This window comes from Bradyrhizobium sp. (assembly GCF_027451485.1).
In the GTDB taxonomy this organism is placed as follows: Bacteria; Pseudomonadota; Alphaproteobacteria; order Rhizobiales; family Xanthobacteraceae; genus Bradyrhizobium.
In genome coordinates this window covers 25939-42628 of record NZ_DAIDJE010000004.1, presented here as the reverse complement: position 1 = coordinate 42628, position 16690 = coordinate 25939, and the positions used below count along the sequence as shown (strand labels likewise).

Genomic DNA, 16690 nt, shown 5'->3' with positions numbered 1-16690 from the left:
TCCATTGAAGGCTTATGCCGAATCGACCCAGTTAAACAGTTTAGCGCCAAAGCTTAACGAAATTGCTTGCAAGAGCCTCGAAAGAAATCCTGCGGGGCGGATTCGGCATGTCGCCTTGACGGAAGCCAGGTTCGGTTCTGTGGCCGATTACAGGAGCGGCTTTATTATTACAGGCCTGACCTACTGGAGTTTCCTCAGGCCTTCCTTCAGGTCGGATTCTGGTTCCGGCTTGGGAGAGCGGTGTATTATTCTTCGGCAGCGAAACACGGGAGTTCGATCGAGCAGATCGCAAAGCCTCGCAAATGCAATGACGTGAGCCGCCAGCGGTGGGAAGCCCGCAGGACGGACTGATCGAAGGAGAATAACCATGCCGCTTGGCCCCCTACAGCACTATACGATCGAACCTGCGGATCTTGAGCGCACCAAGGATTTTTATTGTGATGTGCTCGGGCTTGAGAATGGCGAACGCCCGCCCCTCGGTTTCCCCGGTTACTGGCTCTATTCGGGCGGGGTCGCCACCGTCCATTTGATGGGAACGCGCACACCGCGCGAAGGCATCGTCGTCCGCGGTACGGAGAAGAAGTACGAGGACACCGGCCGTCTCGACCACATCGCCTTTGCGGCAAGCGATGTCGATGGAATGCGCAAGCGCCTTCAGTCGAAAAACATCAAGTTCCGCGAAAGCGTCGTGCCGCGTACCGGCGATACACAATTCTTCCTCTACGATCCCGATGGAGTCGGCGTGGAACTGAACTTTCCCAAGAACTGACAGACGATTCTAGCGGGCAGCTTCATTCTTCCCGCCAGTCCCGACAACGTCATAGGGCGGCCATATCTCGGGCGCGAAGCGGTCAGCTTTTCCTCAAGATTGCATGACGATTTGAGCTTCGCCGCCGCTGCGGCAGGATAGCCGGGTGCCTTGCCTTCCACCTACCCCAGGGCCTGTGTACCCGGCTATTCGCAGCTGCCAAGCTTTCGCCGGCAAGCCTACGCTTCGCCGGACGGCCGCATTGTTGTCTTAATCCAGCCCGCGTTCGTGGCTCAAGTGTACCATTTCCGCGATGAAGATCGACTTCTGCTTGTCGTCGAGGCTCGCGAACAAAGGTTCGGCCGCATCCGCCACCGCCCGCTGATCCGCAGCCCGGTCGATGAGAAACTGCGCCTCGTTACGCATCTGCTCGATAATGTCGTCCGGCGGATCGCGCTGGGCGCGGGCAATCCTCAGGTTGAGGCGCTCGGCTCCGTTGTGCCCGAGATAGTGCATGGCGCTGTTGAACGCCGACCAGTTCTTCTCCTGCTCGGGGGTCAGATTCAATTCTGCCTTGATCCGATCGATATAGGCATCGCTGTTGGCCACGATCTGCTCAGCTGTCAGTGCGGGCTTGCCTGGCTGGGTGAGGACTTCCACGGGCTTCGGAGGTGAAGTCGCGGGTGCTGCCGGGATCGCCTTTGCCGTTCTGTTTGCCTTGCTCGGCTTGGAACTACCCGTCGGAGCCGGTTTGGCAGCGGCGGCGGCGGGCTGTTCCTGGATCCTGTCGCTGTTGCTGTTGACCCCCAACGCACCGCCGAAGACTCCAACCACTCCGCCGATCGCCCCGCCCAGCACGCCACCAACCGGACCGGCGGCCTTGTTGCCGGCCTCTGCGCCGTCCTGCATGCCCCTGACGAGTCCCTGTGCAAGCACCACCTGAGGCGTACCCAGCATCAGTGTAATGACCGCAGCAAAGTACAATCCGGCTCGCAGCGTTGGGCGGATCATGTCGGGCTCCATCTGGCTCGGCTACTGTGATTGCTTGGGAATTTGAATCACCCTCGAGCGACATTATCGTTACCGCGCCGGACGAGTCCACGGTGACGCCGGTCACTGCATCCTGATGACGCGTTCGGCAAGCAGATGATTGGACCTTGCGGCGATGCATTCAACCGGGTTTCACCGCCGCGTTTGCGGCGCAATAGATTGCCGCGCGCCCGTTGAGAGAAGCGCCCCGTCGCAACAATAGTTCTAGAACTGCCGTCACGCTGATTCTCGACAGCGGCGGGCAATTCTGGTCTGATCCTTGTTGAAACTTCGCGCCCACCTCGGAGGAAATGATCGCCCGCGACGTGGGTCAGACGAAGTACAAATTAGAAGAAGCAACATTTGGAGGAAACGCGATGTCCAGGAGAAGACTTTCTCGACGGCAATTCGTAGCCGCCACTGCGTTGTCATCTGCCGCACTGATCTCGGCGCCCTATCTCCGGGCGGCGGGCGCCGCCGGCAAGCTCGCGATCGGTCTGTGGGACCACTGGGTGCCCGGTGCCAACAAGACCTCGACGAACCTCGTCAACGAATGGGCGGAAAAAGAGAAGGTCGAAGTCTCCATCGATTACATCACCAGTCAGGGCAATAAGAACCTCGTGACCATCGCCGCAGAGGCGCAGGCGAAGTCCGGCCACGACATTCTGGCGATGCCGACGTGGTGGCCTCACGCGAATTCCGATCAGCTTGAGCCAGTCAACGATGTGATGGAACCGCTGATCAAGCAGAACGGGGCAGTCAACGGCACCGTGCAGTATCTCGGACAACTCGAGGGCAAGTGGCTCGGTGTTCCGACCTGCATGGGCAGCCAAATCAAGGGCCCCTGCTCCCGCATCGATCTGATGAAGAGATACGCCGACATCGACGTCCAGGAGATGTACCCGGCCGGCAGCCCTCCGAAGGCCGACAACTGGACCACGGACACGTTCCTCAAGGCGGCTGAGGCTTGCCACAAAGGCGGCTATCCGTTCGGCATCGGGCTTGGTGAAACTTCCGATTCCGTCGATACGGCGGGTGCTTTGTTTCAGTCTTTTGGCGCCGAGCTCGTCAATGCCAAAGGGGACATCACCGTCAAGACGGATGCCGTTCGGCAAGCACTCGAATACTACAAGAAGCTCATCTCCGTCCTACCACCCGACGTCGCTGCGTGGGACGATGCCTCGAACAACAAGTGGTTAATCGCCGGCAAGGGCGCAATGATCCTGAATCCACCGAGCGCCTGGGCGGTAGCCAAACGCGACGCGCCGGAAATCGCGGCGAAGTGCTGGACTCATGGATTTCCTGTCGGACCGAAAGGCCGTTTCGCGCCGTTCCTGCCCTTCTTCCTCGCGCTCTGGAGCTTCTCCAAGAACAAGTCGGCAGCCAAGAGCTTGCTCACGCAACTGTCTCAGCCCGCTTCGATCGAGAGGTTGGTGAAAGCAAGTGGCGGCTATGATCTCCCGGCCTTCGAGAAGCTGACAACGCTGAAGGTCTGGGCGGAGCAAGAACCGCCGAAGGGGACGCTCTACCACTATCCGGATCCCTACCATCAACAGAAGCTGTCAATTGCGGCCTCACCGGCCCCGCCGAAGATTGCCCAGCAAATCTATGCTCAGGCCACACTCACGAAGATGTGCCTCAAATATGCGCAAGGCGAAAAAATGGAAAACACGCTCGCCTGGGCCGAAGACCAGTGTGAGGGCTTCATGCGAACGTGAAGCAAGGGCCGTCGCCGCGATCGCCTCGCATGTAGTCGCGGCGACTTCCTCCCGAGCTGATCGCCGGAAACATCGGCTCCGCGGAGAATGACATCCATGAGGAAGACGCGCCATGGTTGATGTTGCTGTTGGACGAGGCAGTGTTAAGGACCTTCGCCGTGCTTCCGCCGCTACGAGACTGCGCTACGCGCTGAAGCGCAAGTCGACGGTGGCATTCTTGATGACCTTGCCGCTGATCCTTCTCATTGCTGTTCTGGTCATCTACCCCGCCTTTTATGCGATCCATCTCGCGACGTTGAACAAGTCGATGACCCGGTTCGTCGGGTTCGGCAACTTTCGATTCCTGTTCAAGCGCGATACTTTCTGGATGGTGGTCGAGCAGTCCTGCATCTTCGCGATCACGGCTGTGATCTTCAAGGCGCTCATCGGCTTCATCGTCGCCCACTTCGCGCACAACATTCCATCGGGGAAGCAGCGCAAATGGCGGGGGATGCTGCTGGTACCCTGGGTGATCCCGCCCGCCATGAGCACACTCGCCTGGCTATGGCTGTTCGATCCGTCCTACAGCGCGTTCAATTACACACTCGGTCTGTTCGGCATCGCACCGGTCTCATGGCTCGGCGAGGTGGGCTGGGCGCGCTTCTCGGTCATCCTCGTCAATGTCTGGTATGGCGCACCGTTCTTCATGATCATGTACCTGGCCTCGCTGAAATCGGTGCCGGATCAGCTCTATGAAGCCGCCGCTATTGACGGTGCCAACTGGTGGCAGCGCATCTGGTATGTGACGCTGCCGATGATGCGCAACATCATTGCGATTACGACGCTGTTCTCGCTGATAGTCACCTTTGCGAACTTCGACATCGTGCGAATCCTGACATCCGGTGGCCCCCTTGATCAGACACACTTGTTTGCGACCTGGGCGTTCAAGATCGGCATCGAAGGCAGTGACATTCCGCTCGGCGCCAGCATCTCGCTTTTCATGGCACCCATCCTGGCGATCGCCGCCTACTTCATTCTGCGCGACGTTACCAAACGGGGAAATGAAGCCTGATGAGCTCGTTCGCCATCGACAAGGCCGGTCCTGGCCGCAAAGTCAAATTCGGCAGCATGAGCCGCGACCGCGTCTGGGCACTGCGCTGGTCGTACTTTTTCCTGACACTGTTTGCGATTATCGCACTCTTGCCACCAATCTACATGCTAATCACGTCGCTCAAAAGCAGCGCGGAGATCTCCGCCGCGACTAATCCCTGGTGGGTTTTTCATCCAACCTTGTCGAACTACCATGAGCTGCTCACGTCGAACCAGTTCCTGCGCTTCTTCGGGAACTCGGCGGCAATCTCGATCGCCGTCGTCGCCATCACCATGGCGATCAGCATTCCAGCCGCATTCGCTTTATCCCGAATGAAATTCTGGGGATCGGCCACGCTCGCAACGGGGGTGTTCCTGACTTACCTGATTCCAGACAGTCTCCTGTTCATTCCGTTGTTCAAGATGTTCGCTTTGTTCGGCGACTGGACTGGCATCCAGCTGATCAACCGGTGGTACGTTCTGATATTCATCTATCCGACACTGACCGTGCCGTTCTGCACCTGGATCATGATCGGCTATTTCGCGTCCATTCCGAAGGAACTTGACGAGGCGGCCATCATCGATGGCGCCTCATGGTTTCAGACCCTGACGCGTATCTTCATTCCGGTTGCCTTGCCCGGTCTGATTGCGGCCACCATTTTCGCCTTCACCGTCTCATGGGCGCAGTTTCTCTATCCGCTGGTATTCACGACATCGACCGATCAGTTGGTCCTGCCGGTCGGCATCATCACGACGCTGATCAAGGGCGATGTCTTCAATTGGGGGCAGATCATGACCGGCGCCCTGCTCGGCGCCGCGCCGCCGCTCGTCATCTATGCGTTTCTGATGGATTACTACATTGCCGGCCTCACCGCCGGTGCGACGAAGGGTTGAAGCCGATGGCCGAAGTAAACCTGCGCAAGGTCGTCAAGCGCTACGACGATGTCGAAGCCGTCCGCGGCATCGATCTCGACATCGCCGATCACGAGTTCGTCGTTCTGGTAGGGCCGTCGGGCTGCGGCAAATCCACCACGCTGCGCATGATCGCAGGCCTTGAGGACATCACCGATGGCGACATCATGATCGGTGGAGACGTCGTCAATGATGTTCCGCCAAAGGATCGCGACATTGCGATGGTGTTCCAGAACTACGCGCTCTATCCGCACATGACGGTCGCGGAGAACATGTCATTCGGGCTGCGGCTGAAACGCTATCCAAAAGCGGAGATCAAGGCGCGGATCGACGAAGCGGCCCGCATGCTTGATATCGTCGAACTGATCGACCGCAAGCCCAAGCAATTGTCGGGCGGCCAGCGGCAGCGTGTGGCGATGGGGCGCGCGATCGTCCGCAATCCGAAGGTTTTTCTGTTTGACGAGCCTCTCTCTAATCTCGACGCCAAGCTGCGGGTGCAGATGCGGATTGAAATCAAGAAGGTTCACCAGAAAGTGCGCACCACCACCGTGTATGTCACCCACGATCAGGTCGAGGCCATGACGCTCGCCGACCGGGTCGTGGTCATGAACAAGGGGCGCATTGAACAGATCGGGACGCCGAATGACCTTTATCACAAGCCAGCCACGCGATTTGTGGCCGCCTTTATCGGCTCGCCCGCGATGAATTTCCTCCCTTGCCGTCTTGAAGAGGCCGCTGGGAGGCTGCATGTGCGGCTGACCGAGCAGATCGCCTTTCCGCTACCGTCCGACCGCGCCGCGCGCTATCGAAATGCCAATCCCGGTCAACAGCTACTGCTGGGATTGCGCCCGGAGCACATTACCGAGGCAAAGCCCCACGCCGAACCCGGGATCGAGCCATTCGATGCAACGCTGGATGTTACCGAACCCATGGGGATGGAAACGCTGATTTACTTCAACCTCGCTGGCAAGCAGGTTTGTGGAAGGGTCAATCCCAACGCCCCCGCCCGCGATGGCCAGCCACTCCGCCTGGCAGTGGACCTCAACAACATGCATCTGCTAAATGAGGCCACCGGCGCCGTTATCTGAAGGTTGCACCGCCGGCGGAAAAGGCTCGCGGAATGACAACCAACAAGAAGAAAATCTTTGTCACCCAGACGCTGGCGCCGTGTGGACGCGCCCTCCTCCAGGAACGCGAGGACATCGAACTCGTCGAATTCCCCAACCTGATTTCAGCCGCGGATTTCGAAGCGTTGTTGAAAGCGCATGCGCCGGTCCACGGGGTTGCACTCGGCGCCACCCGCTTCGGTGAAGCCGAACTGGACGCGGCCAGGGACATGAAGGTCGTGACACGGATCGGTGTCGGTTATGACGCGGTCGATGTCCCTGCGCTCAGCCGCCGCAAGATTCCATTGATGGTAGTGGGAACGGCAAATTCCCCCTCCGTTGCCGAGCAGGCCTTGTTCATGATGCTGATGCTCGCCAAGCGAGCCAATGAACTGCATGCGCTGGTCAAGGAGGGTCAATGGAGCTCGCGGCTCGGCAAACTGCCCTATGACCTCTTCGGCAAGACGGTTTTAATCCTGGGCTTTGGGCGGATCGGCACGCGCACTGCCAGGCGATGTCTTGCGATGGAAATGAACGTGCTGGTCTATGACCCGTATCTTCCGGCGGGCGAAATCAAAAAGGCGGGATACGAGGCGGTTGCTGATCTCGACGCGGCGCTGCCGCGAGCGGACTTCGTCAGCATTCACTGCCCCAAGACGTCGGAAACGCTCGGCATGTTCAATGCGACGCGGTTGCGGCGCATGAAGCCATCGGCCTATCTCATCAATACCGCGAGGGGCGGTCTCATTGACGAAGCCGCGCTGTATGACGCCCTCACGTCGGGCCGACTGGCCGGCGCCGGCCTTGATGTTTTCGCGCAGGAGCCGCCGCCAGTTCCAAATCCGTTGTTCGAATTGCCCAATGTGATCATTGCTCCGCACGTTGCCGGCGTGACGTGGGAAGCCGTGGACCGAATGAGCGAACAGACCGCGCGAAATATCCTGAGCGCGCTGGATGGTGAGCCGATCCGGCAGAACGTCATTAACCAGGACGTGCTAACTTAGGCGGAGAGAGCTGGAGCCGAGTGATTGACCGGAAGTGATCCCACTGATGAGGCGCTCGCAACCATTGCGAGCATTCTCGATCAACCAGCATTCCCGCCCGAGGCGACGGCAAAGGCCGCCGTCAGCACGCTGCCGGATCAGGAGGCGCCGCTCGATATTGTCGAGGGCTATTCGAAGTCCGGACCGGGGCCGATGGGAGCGATTCGTTTCAAATGGACGGTGCGGAACGATGGGAGCGGCAGGTATTTCGTCGATGAGACGATCGGTGAGAATTCCCGCTCCATCTCCAGTGGGCCGATGTCGGCGGATGCGGCGGTCCGGTTCGTCGACGATCAGGCGAGCGAGGCGCGGCAACGATTTGAAGCGCTGCGGAACGAAATGGCCGGCCGAGCTGCGGCGGCCGATATCCTCCGTCGGGGCAGCGACGAAAGCTGACCGCAATGCTGTGGCGCCGGATCGCCTGCTGCGTTGCCGCCTCATGGATACTCGTTGGGTCGACTGCGCACGCCCAGTCGCCATCGCGGCTCGAGGCGATCGTCGAGCGAGGCACCTTGCGAGTCGGAATGACCGGCGACTATGCGCCTTTCACCGCCTTTGACTCTGCAACATCGACCTTTCGCGGCTTCGACGTCGACATGGCGGACGGCCTTGCGCGTACGCTGGGCGTGCGCGTCGAATATGTGCGCACTACATGGCCGAAGCTGACGCAGGACTTCACCGCAGACCGTTTCGACATCGCGATGGGCGGCATCTCGATCACGCCGGAGCGACAGAGCAAGGGGCTCTTCTCGACGCCGATCATGCAGGAAGGCAAGACGCCGGTCGCCCGCTGCAAGGATGTCAACAAATACGAGACCCTGACGGATATCGACCGGCCAGGCACACGGGTGATCGTCAATCCCGGCGGGACCAATGAACAGTTTGCCCGCGCCCACATCAAGAATGCGGAAATCACGATCTATCCCGATAACGTCGGGATATTCAACGAAATCGCTGACGGGCGTGCCGATCTGATGATCACGGATGCCTCCGAGACGCGGTATCAGCAAAAGCTGCATCCCGGCGTGCTCTGCGCCGTTCATCCCGATCAGCCGTTTGACCACGCGCAAAAGGCCTACTGGCTGCAACGCGATGCCGCGCTCAAAGCTTTTGTCGACAACTGGATCGCGAAGGCCAACAAGGACGGCCGCTTTGCCAAGATATATGCCGCCTGGTTCGAATAGGCGCCTCGCGTCAAACGCGGATTAGCCCACCTTGGCCTGATATTCCTCGTCCGTGACCGGCTCCATCCAGGTCACGTGACTGCCGTCGAGCGCTTCCTGCATGGCGATGTGGGTCATGGCGTTGGTCGGCGATCCGCCATGCCAGTGCTTCTCCCCTGGCGGAATCCAGATCACGTCGCCCGGTCGGATTTCCCGCACCGGGCCACCCTTGGTCTGGAATCGGCCTACGCCCGAAATGACATAGAGCGTTTGCCCGAGAGGGTGCGTATGCCAGTTGGTCCGCGCGCCCGGCTCGAAGGACACGCGGCTGGCCCGGATACGGGCCGGCGCAGGTGCTTCAACAATCGGGTCCTGCCAGACCGTCCCGGTAAAGCTCTCCTTCGGCGCGCGTCGGCTCGGCCGCGAACCGGCCAAATGGATGTCCATGGCTTTCCTCCTTTGTCAGACTGTCTTCTGCAGGCTCATTTTTTTGAAGCCGCGTAGCGCGCTTTGGTCTCGGCATTCATCGGGTAAAGGCCGGGCAACACGGCGCCATTATTGACCTCGTTAACGATCCAGGCCTCCATTCGCTCCTGCTCGACCCCTTCGGCCAGAACATGATCGACGAACGCCTGCGGGATCACGACGGCACCATCCTGATCGGCAACGATCACGTCATCCGGGAAAATCGCAACGCCGCCGCAGCCGATCGGCTCTCCCCAACCGACAAAGGTCAGGCCTGCGACTGAAGGCGGCGCGGCATAGCCGTCGCACCAAACCGGCAAGCCGGTGCCGAGCACGCCTTCGACGTCACGCACCACGCCGTCGGTAATCAGCGCCGAAACCCCGCGCTTGACCATGCGCGCGCAGAGAATGTCGCCGAAAATGCCCGCATCGGTGACGCCCATGGCGTCCACGACGGCGATACAGCCTTCCGGCATCGCCTCGATGGCGCCTCTCGTCGAGATTGGCTTCGACCAGGACTCGGGCGTTGCAAGATCTTCACGGGCGGGGACGAAGCGCAGCGTGAATGCCGGCCCAACCAGACGCTTCTGCCCCGGCCGCAATGGCTTCGTCCCGCGCAGCCAGACGTTGCGCAAGCCCTTCTTCAGCAGGACAGTCGTGATGGTGGCGGTCGTGATATGCGAGAGGGTTTTGACAGCTTCGGGGCTCAGGGACATAGAACGATAGACTCCGGTGGGATGAGTTGGCGCGCATCTTGCGAGACGCGGGCACTGCGTCAAGGGCTCTTGGGCATTCCTGGACGTCGCTGATGAGACGTCTCGGACGTTCCTCCCATCTTAGCGGCGGCCTTTTCAAAGGAGGGCGCCGCGATTATGACATCTTATCGAAGGTTGCTGCATTAGCTTATTGAAGTAACAGGCATTTTTTGCGGCGATGGGTCGCCCTGGGGCCGCTTCGGTGATATACTTTAACAAAGTCCTCCCCGGCCCGGACTGGGCCAGACCATCGGGCACAAGAATCAGACTGAGCTGCCAGGCCATGGTTCCGCCACGCACCCCTCCACGCCTTCTGCCCAGTGGCGATAGCGCCATCACAGTGGAGTTCAGCCGCAAGATCGACGATGAGGCCAATCGGCGCGTGCTGGCCCTCGACCGCACGTTGGCACAAGAACCCATTGCCGGTGTGACCGAGACTGTGCCGACGTATCGATCTCTCCTTGTCCATTACGACCCGACGGAAATCGATTTCCCAACGCTTGGCCGGAAACTGGCTCAATTGGCAGAGCGCCCGGTGTCGTCTTCAGAGAGAAGTCGGCTATGGCGCGTTCCCGTTGCCTATGGCGGCGAATATGGCATTGATCTTGAGGACGTCGCCAAGACACTTGGCACGACGCCCGAGGATGTGGTGGCACGGCACATCGCTGGTGACTACCGCGTCGCCATGCTTGGGTTCACGCCGGGATGGTCCTATCTCAGCGGGTTACCGGAGACCTTGCATATGCCGCGCCGACAGAATCCCAGGCTGTTGACCCCCGCCGGGACGATCTCGGTCGGCGGGGTGCAGGCCGGAATCCAATGCCTCGCCGGTCCAAGCGGCTGGCATCTGCTGGGCTGCACGCCGGTGCGAACCTATCAGCTGCATCGCGAACCCACTTTCCTGCTCGAGCCCGGCGACCGCGTGAAGTTCTACCAGATCGACGCCAAGACCTATGCGGAGCAGGAACGAGCGGCCGAGCGTGGCGAGATCATTGCTGAGCTAGTGCGGCAAATTTGAAGTTCCTGCGGTTGCGCCGCGAGCGCGCTAAGGGAACTTCAAATTTAAAGGCCGCACTAGAGACTATATTTTTGATAGAGCTCCTTTGATTCCGAAGTTCGCATCGGAGGCGCCCCCAAAGTTTGCGAACTTCGGAATCGGAGCGCTATTCGCGGCATGACGAAGCTCGTGATTTCATCGATCAGCCCGGCAAGTTCGGTGCAGGATGGCGGTCGTTTCGGCGCCCAGCGCTATGGTCTGACCCCAAGCGGCGCCATGGACCGGCTCGGTCTCGCCGCCGCCAATTGTCTGGTTGGAAATGCACCGATGGCGCCGGCTATCGAAATTGGTCCCTATGGTGCAGCGTTTACGGCGCGCGATGGTGCCGTACGCGTGGCGTTTTCAGGGGCGCCGCGCAGCGCCGAGGTCGGCGGTCGCAGCGCGGGGTGGGATACTTCCGTCACGATTGCCGACGGTGAAACGCTAAAGCTCGGAATGGCACGCGGCGGATCATTCAGCTATCTCGCGATCGAGGGCGCCATCAAGGGCGAGCCCACGTTCGGCAGTCTCGCAGTCAATGCACGCGCCGGCCTCGGCAGTCCTTATCCCCGGCCGCTGCAGGCCGGAGATGAACTGGGCGTGTCGGCGGCAAGCGCGGGCCCTGAGCGACGGATCGATTTGCCGGCGGCCGGTGCCGGGCCGATCCGTGTAACGCCCGGACCGCAGGACGATGAGTTCAGCGAAGAAGCGATCAAGCAGTTTCTCGATAGCGAGTGGAAGATCTCGGCCACAAGCGACCGGATGGGTTATCGGCTCGAAGGGCCGGACATCGAACATCTGCACGGCCACAATATTGTCTCCGATGGCACGGTGAACGGCAGCATCCAGGTGCCCGGCAACGGCCAGCCGATTGTGCTGATGTCCGACCGTGGTACCAGCGGCGGCTACCCCAAAATCGCGACGGTGATCACGGCCGATTTCGGACGGTTTGCTCAGATTCCCGCCGGAACGAGCTTCCGATTCAGGGCCGTCAGCATGGAAGAGGCGCAGGCGGAAGCGCGCAAGTTCGCCGAGTTGCTGCGCACCCTGCCCGATCGGCTCGGCTCGATCGAAAGCTTTGATCTCAACGTCGATGCGCTTCAGGATGCCAATGTCGCAGGGGTTGCCGTCAGCGCGATGGACGCCGGGACCTGGCAAGCTGCAGATGCGCTGGTCCAGGAAAACTTCTAACCAGGGAACGGAAAGCAACATGAAATCGGTCGACCTGAACAGTGATCTTGGCGAGTCCTTCGGGGCGTGGCAGATGGGCAATGATGCTGCCATGATCGAAGTTGCGACTTCCGTGAACGTCGCTTGCGGCTTTCATGGCGGCGACTACGACACCATGCGCAAGACGGTGGAACTCGCGAAAGCCCGCGGGGTCAGCGTCGGGGCGCATCCCGGCTACCGCGACATCCACGGTTTTGGGCGCCGGCCGTTCTACGGCATGAGCGGGCGCGAAATCGAAAACCTGGTCGCCTACCAGATCGGGGCGCTACAAGGAGTCGCAGCCCTGTCCAACTACAAGGTCACCCACGTCAAGGCGCATGGCGCGTTATCGAACGTCGCCTGTGAGGACGACGCGACCGCCCGTGCGATTGCGGCCGGCATCAAGGCCGTCGATTCAAATCTCGTGTTTGTCGTGCTTGCGAATTCGAAGCTGGTATCAGCCGGTGAAGCGGCGAACCTGCCGATGGCGCACGAAGTGTTCGCCGACCGCGCTTACGAGGACGACGGCAATCTGGTCTCGCGCAAGAAGCCGGGCTCGGTCCTGCACGATCCCAGGCAGATTGCAGAGCGGGTTGTCCGGATGGTGCAGGATTCCGCTGTGGTGTCGGTCACCGGCAAGGTGATCAAGATGCGAACGGACACAATCTGCATACACGGCGATACGCCCGGCGCGGTCGAAATCGCGCGTGGCGTGCGCCAGGCTTTGAACGATGCCGGCATCGAGGTCGCACCGTTCAAGCACGGCTAAGCGCTGCTCCGCTCAGGCATCAGAAGGGGTGCGGAAAGCTTTCCGAACAGAACGCCTGCGATCAATGAGAAGGCGCCATAACGCACCGAAGCCTGGAAGGTTGAATCGGTCCTGCGGGACAGTGAATGTGCATGCAGGTTTAAGTGAGATTCCGAGGGTTGGCGCATGGCCAATCTCCAGTTCGTTGGCCCTGATCTCACATTCGCCCCGCGCTTTGGCATGCACTTCCGCAATGTCAGGATCGAAAGACCTCTAGCATACGCTCTCAATAGACGTCCTGCTGATAGCGGCCTTTCTTCTTGAGCTCGCCGACAAAGCTGATGGCTTCATCGGTTGAGCGCGCCCCGTGTTGGGCCACGATGTCGACCAGCGCACGCTCGACGTCTTTCGCCATGCGCTTGGCATCGCCGCAGACATAGACGTAGGCTCCTTCAGCAAGCCATGCCCACAACTCCCGCCCGACTTCGCGCATGCGGTCCTGCACGTAGAATTTCTTCTCACCATCGCGTGACCATGCGAGCGACAGACGAGTCAGAAGGCCGGCAGTCTTCATTGCGTTGAGTTCATCGGAGTAGAAGAAATCGCAACCAGAGCGTTGATGGCCAAAGAACAGCCAGTTGCGTCCCGTGGCTCCCGTGGCGCGGCGGTCAAGCAGGAAGGCGCGGAATGGCGCAACCCCGGTGCCAGGTCCGATCATGATGATCGGCACCTTGGAATCCTGAGGTAGGGCGAATCCATGCGCCTTCTGCACATAAACCTTCACCTGATCGCCGGGTTGCACACGCTCGGCAAGGAAGGTGGACGCAAGCCCGAGCCGCTTACGCTTGCCGATGACGTAGCGCACACAATCGACCGTCAGCGACAGTTTGCCGGGGGTTGCGTTATGCGAGGATGAAATCGAATAAAGCCGCGGCTGCAAAGGTTCGAGCGCTTCGACAAAGGCTTCCGGATGCGGCCGGACCCCGGAAAATTTCTGCAACGCTGCCATCACATCAAGCGTTGCCGCATCGCCGTCGGGATCGTCGCCCTGCGCCAGCGCCCTCGCCTTCTCGCGCTGGGCACCGCCGGTGATGAAGGAGATGAGTTCGAACAGGGAATCCGGCGCGGGCGCGAGCGAGACTTCATCGGCGAGGACCTCTCGCAACGTTCTCCCCCGCACTTCGGTGGTGTGGGACGCGCCGAGCAGCGCGATGATCTGGTCGACGTGACCAAGTTCATTTTTGGCGAAAATGCCAAAGGAATCGCCGACGACGTAATCGAGACCGCTCTGCGCGAGATCAAATTCGACGTGCCAGGTTTCCTTCTCCGAGCCCGGCTTATTGAGCAGACGTCTTGAGACGAACGTCGCCTGCGCCGGGTAATCGCGCGAACGGCCAATTTCGACGAGGGGCGCCGCAGCCTGTACGCCCGGAACGGCTGCCGGCGCGGCTGCAACTGCCGAAGGAGCCTTGTCCATTTCCTCATAGAGCGTCTTCAGCATCCGGGCGGTTTCCTTGCCGCCTGGAACGCAAAGATTGAGCCGCCCTTCGGCCTTGCCAGCAATCGCTTCGGAATAGTCATGGCAATTGTAGCCGCACTGCCCGCAATCCTGCTGGGCCATGGCCGCCATCATGCGACGGCGCAACGGGCGTCCCTCGGCCAGTTTCATGCGCTCGGCGATCGGCAGCGTCTGATCGTGCCAGGGCGCTTCGCCGTCGTCACCATCACCAGCCGGTCCCTGCATGATGGCTGCGCCCTGCTCGGCGGAGAGCGGCGTTGGAGCTTCACTCAGCAGTCCTGCAAAGAAGCCGTTCAGCCAGGAGCGTTGCGATTCGGAGAACGGCGCGCCCGCCGGGATGATCTCGATTCTAGGCGGAGGCGTGATCTGGTTCATGAGGAAAGCTCTTCTTCCGCCAATTTACGGAGCGTCGCGCCGTCGTGCCGGCGGGCAAATGTCAGAAAGGTCTCGGATGGATCGGCGCGGTGCGTCAGGTAGGCTTTGACCAGTTTCTCGACCGTTTGCGGCGCGTCCGCAGCCCTGAGGTCGCGATAGACCTCCTGCCCGATATCGGCATCCGGGCCGAAACCGCCGCCGGCAAACAGATGATAACCCTCGACCGTGTCTTCGCCGTCGCCGGCGGGCACCTTGGCGGCGATCAGGCCGATGTCGCTGATGTAGTGCTGCGCACAGGAATGATGGCAGCCGGTCAGATGAATGTTGAGGGGGCTGTCGACATCGACACGCCCATCGCACCAGTCAGCGATGGCCGCCGCATGCGCCTTGGTGTTGGCGGCCGCAAACTTGCAGCCGGCGTTCCCGGTGCAGGCGATGAGGCCGGCGCGAATGTTCGAGGCTTCGATCGAAAGCCCGCTCGCCTCGACCGCCTTGATCGCCGTCTCGACTTTGGCATCGCTTACGCCTGAAATCAGAAGGTTTTGCCAGACGGTCAGCCGTATCTCGCCGTCGCCAAGATCGGCCGCGACCCTCGCAAGGTTGCGCATCTGCTCGCAGGTGAGCTTGCCGACCGGCAGCGCGACGCCGATCCAGTTCAGGCCATCCTGCTTCTGCTTGTGAACGCCGATATGGGCCATCCGGTCAAAGGCTGGCCGCGGTGCGAGCGCCTCCGGCGGGACACGGGTCAACGCATGGCCAAGCTTCTGTTCGACAAGCACCAGGAATGTGTCCATTCCGATCTTGTCGATGACATATTTCAGTCGCGCCTTGAGACGATTGGTGCGGTCGCCGGTGTCGATGAAAGCGCGAACGATCGCGTCGGCCACCTTCGTCGCATCGACCGGCCTGACAATGATTCCGGTCTCCTTGGCGAAATCCTTGTGCCCGGTGATGCCGCCGATGCCGAGACGAAACCAGACGCCTGGTTCGATGCCAAAGCCGTCCTTCACGTCGACCGCAGCGAAGGCGATATCGTTGGTATCTTCGAGCACCGCAATCTTGCCTGCACCGTCGAATGCGACGTTGAATTTGCGCGGCAGGCCATAGAGCGAGCGGTCATTGAGAATATGAAAATGCCATTCGCGGGCGTATTCGCGGGTATCGATCAGCTCCTGCGGATCGATACCCGCGGTCGGCGTACCCGTGACATTGCGAATATTGTCAGCGCCTGATCCGCGCGAGCAAAGGCCAAGGTCTTGAATGCCCTCGATCAGCGCAACGGCATTCTTCGGCGAAATTTCGCGAAGCTGAATATTGGCGCGGGTCGTGACATGGCAATAGGGGCCGGCGAAGCGCTCGGCGAGGTCAGCGAGGCCTGCAAGTTGCCAGTGCTTGAGAACCCCGTTGGGAATACGCAGGCGGCACATATAGGAATCCTGCGCAGGCGCGACGTAGAACAAGCCATAATAGCGCCAGCGGAAGTTGTCCGCCGGTGACGGCGGCGCATTGGTGAGCGCTTGCTGCTTCAGTCGCGGATAGGCATCGAACGGATGCTCCTCGCGCTTGAACTTTTCCTGGTCGGCGAGTTTTCTGCCGGATGCCAGGACCTGGTCCTGTGCCCGGACGTGCGCCGCGTCGGGTCCCGTCGGTTCGCCGTTGGCTACGGTAGTCTTGATGGAAGCGCCGGAAAGGCCACGGCCATTGCGCAGCATCTGTACGCCGGCTGCAAAGCCTTCGAAGTAGCGCTTTTGTTCGTCAGTGAATTCGACGGAGATCGGTGCAAGCTTCATCGGTAT

Annotated in this window: 17 protein-coding genes; 12 read left to right on the top strand and 5 right to left on the bottom strand. The window is 60.5% G+C overall.

The genetic code is table 11. From position 1 onward, the window contains the following. Together NEZ08_RS00635 and NEZ08_RS00630 are read left to right on the top strand one after the other, a co-directional pair. Positions 1-316 (top strand): hypothetical protein (locus NEZ08_RS00635; protein WP_298101957.1); only part of this gene is annotated, 316 nt, incomplete at its 5' end. A gap of 51 nt (positions 317-367) precedes the next feature. Beyond that, a complete protein-coding gene (locus NEZ08_RS00630) occupies positions 368-769 on the top strand; it encodes a VOC family protein (protein WP_298101954.1) in 402 nt (133 codons plus the stop codon). Positions 770-1018: 249 nt separating this feature from the next. On the opposite strand, the gene NEZ08_RS00625 is transcribed toward NEZ08_RS00630, so the two are convergent. Next, complete coding sequence (locus NEZ08_RS00625) at positions 1019-1759, bottom strand: Spy/CpxP family protein refolding chaperone (RefSeq protein ID WP_298101952.1); 741 nt, start codon at positions 1757-1759, stop codon at positions 1019-1021. 395 nt (positions 1760-2154) lie between these two features. Between NEZ08_RS00625 and NEZ08_RS00620 the strand changes: the two genes are divergently transcribed. From NEZ08_RS00620 to NEZ08_RS00590, 7 genes are all read left to right on the top strand, one after another. Next, positions 2155-3495, top strand: coding sequence for an extracellular solute-binding protein (locus NEZ08_RS00620; protein WP_298101949.1), 1341 nt, complete (start codon positions 2155-2157; stop codon positions 3493-3495). A 112-nt stretch (positions 3496-3607) separates the two neighbouring features. Next, positions 3608-4546: a carbohydrate ABC transporter permease gene (locus NEZ08_RS00615; protein ID WP_298101947.1), complete on the top strand. Its 939-nt coding sequence runs from the start codon at positions 3608-3610 to the stop codon at positions 4544-4546. Next, positions 4546-5457, top strand: a complete 912-nt coding sequence (locus tag NEZ08_RS00610; RefSeq protein ID WP_298101944.1) for a carbohydrate ABC transporter permease — start codon at positions 4546-4548, stop codon at positions 5455-5457. Before NEZ08_RS00615 ends, NEZ08_RS00610 begins: the two co-directional genes overlap by 1 nt. Before the next feature lie 5 nt (positions 5458-5462). Continuing rightward, positions 5463-6563: an ABC transporter ATP-binding protein gene (locus tag NEZ08_RS00605; protein WP_298101942.1), complete on the top strand. Its 1101-nt coding sequence runs from the start codon at positions 5463-5465 to the stop codon at positions 6561-6563. A 32-nt stretch (positions 6564-6595) separates the two neighbouring features. Further along, complete coding sequence (locus tag NEZ08_RS00600) at positions 6596-7585, top strand: hydroxyacid dehydrogenase (protein ID WP_298101939.1); 990 nt, start codon at positions 6596-6598, stop codon at positions 7583-7585. 24 nt (positions 7586-7609) lie between these two features. Beyond that, a complete protein-coding gene (locus NEZ08_RS00595; RefSeq protein WP_298101936.1) occupies positions 7610-8020 on the top strand; it encodes a hypothetical protein in 411 nt (136 codons plus the stop codon). Positions 8021-8025: 5 nt separating this feature from the next. Next, on the top strand, positions 8026-8808 hold the full coding sequence (locus NEZ08_RS00590; RefSeq protein ID WP_298101933.1) for a transporter substrate-binding domain-containing protein: 783 nt from the start codon (positions 8026-8028) through the stop codon (positions 8806-8808). A 21-nt stretch (positions 8809-8829) separates the two neighbouring features. On the opposite strand, the gene NEZ08_RS00585 is transcribed toward NEZ08_RS00590, so the two are convergent. Both NEZ08_RS00585 and NEZ08_RS00580 read right to left on the bottom strand, forming a co-directional pair. Then, positions 8830-9234, bottom strand: coding sequence for a cupin domain-containing protein (locus NEZ08_RS00585; RefSeq protein WP_298101930.1), 405 nt, complete (start codon positions 9232-9234; stop codon positions 8830-8832). Positions 9235-9269: 35 nt separating this feature from the next. Continuing rightward, positions 9270-9968, bottom strand: coding sequence for a ribonuclease activity regulator RraA (locus tag NEZ08_RS00580; RefSeq protein WP_298101927.1), 699 nt, complete (start codon positions 9966-9968; stop codon positions 9270-9272). A gap of 322 nt (positions 9969-10290) precedes the next feature. Between NEZ08_RS00580 and pxpB the strand changes: the two genes are divergently transcribed. From pxpB to NEZ08_RS00565, 3 genes are all read left to right on the top strand, one after another. After that, positions 10291-11025, top strand: coding sequence for a 5-oxoprolinase subunit PxpB (gene pxpB / locus NEZ08_RS00575; RefSeq protein ID WP_298101924.1), 735 nt, complete (start codon positions 10291-10293; stop codon positions 11023-11025). Between the two features lie 156 nt (positions 11026-11181). After that, positions 11182-12234: a biotin-dependent carboxyltransferase family protein gene (locus tag NEZ08_RS00570; RefSeq protein WP_298101921.1), complete on the top strand. Its 1053-nt coding sequence runs from the start codon at positions 11182-11184 to the stop codon at positions 12232-12234. Between the two features lie 19 nt (positions 12235-12253). Then, the gene (locus NEZ08_RS00565; protein WP_298101919.1) at positions 12254-13021 is read left to right on the top strand and encodes a LamB/YcsF family protein; all 768 of its coding nucleotides are present in this window, start codon (positions 12254-12256) and stop codon (positions 13019-13021) included. 265 nt (positions 13022-13286) lie between these two features. Here NEZ08_RS00565 and NEZ08_RS00560 read toward each other — a convergent pair whose 3' ends face one another. Both NEZ08_RS00560 and NEZ08_RS00555 read right to left on the bottom strand, forming a co-directional pair. After that, positions 13287-14894 carry a sulfite reductase subunit alpha gene (locus NEZ08_RS00560; RefSeq protein ID WP_298101917.1) on the bottom strand — a complete coding sequence of 536 codons (1608 nt, stop codon included), beginning with the start codon at positions 14892-14894 and terminating at the stop codon, positions 13287-13289. Beyond that, a complete protein-coding gene (locus tag NEZ08_RS00555; RefSeq protein WP_298101915.1) occupies positions 14891-16684 on the bottom strand; it encodes a NirA family protein in 1794 nt (597 codons plus the stop codon). The genes NEZ08_RS00560 and NEZ08_RS00555 overlap by 4 nt, the downstream gene beginning before the upstream one ends. Positions 16685-16690: the final 6 nt, after the last annotated feature.